Origin of the sequence: Saccharothrix sp. ST-888, from assembly GCF_000955975.1 — a bacterium.
In the GTDB taxonomy this organism is placed as follows: domain Bacteria; phylum Actinomycetota; class Actinomycetes; order Streptomycetales; family Streptomycetaceae; genus Kitasatospora.
Window position 1 is genome coordinate 1 of the sequence record NZ_JYJF01000753.1, and the last position, 328, is coordinate 328.

Annotated in this window: 1 protein-coding gene; it reads right to left on the minus strand. The window is 66.5% G+C overall.

Translation table 11 applies throughout. From position 1 onward, the window contains the following. A partial coding sequence (locus UK12_RS34470; RefSeq protein ID WP_045307168.1) for a recombinase zinc beta ribbon domain-containing protein occupies positions 1-328 on the minus strand: 328 nt, incomplete at both ends.

A 328-nucleotide genomic window follows, 5' to 3' on the forward strand; every position in this document is an offset into this window, starting at 1 on the left:
GAGAAAAGCCAATGACGTTGAGTCGCTGATCCCCGCGGCCGCCCATTGCGCTTCCAGAGCGCCCTTCCGGCGCCGGGCGTCGGCCAGCTTCGGCTCCTCGGACCAGGCCTCCGCCACCTGCTTACGCTTAGCGCTCCGCTTCTCCAGCTTCGCGAGCACGAGATGCTTGATCAGCTTGTCGATCGCCGGTCCCTGACGACTGCGCTTGTTGCAGCCCCCGTCCAGCAGAGACCGGCACCGGTAGGCATGCGTCTTCCGGGCAGGCGCACCGTACAACTTCGCGTTGCACGCGCTGCCGTTCTCCAGCTTCCTGCCGCAGCGAAGGAGG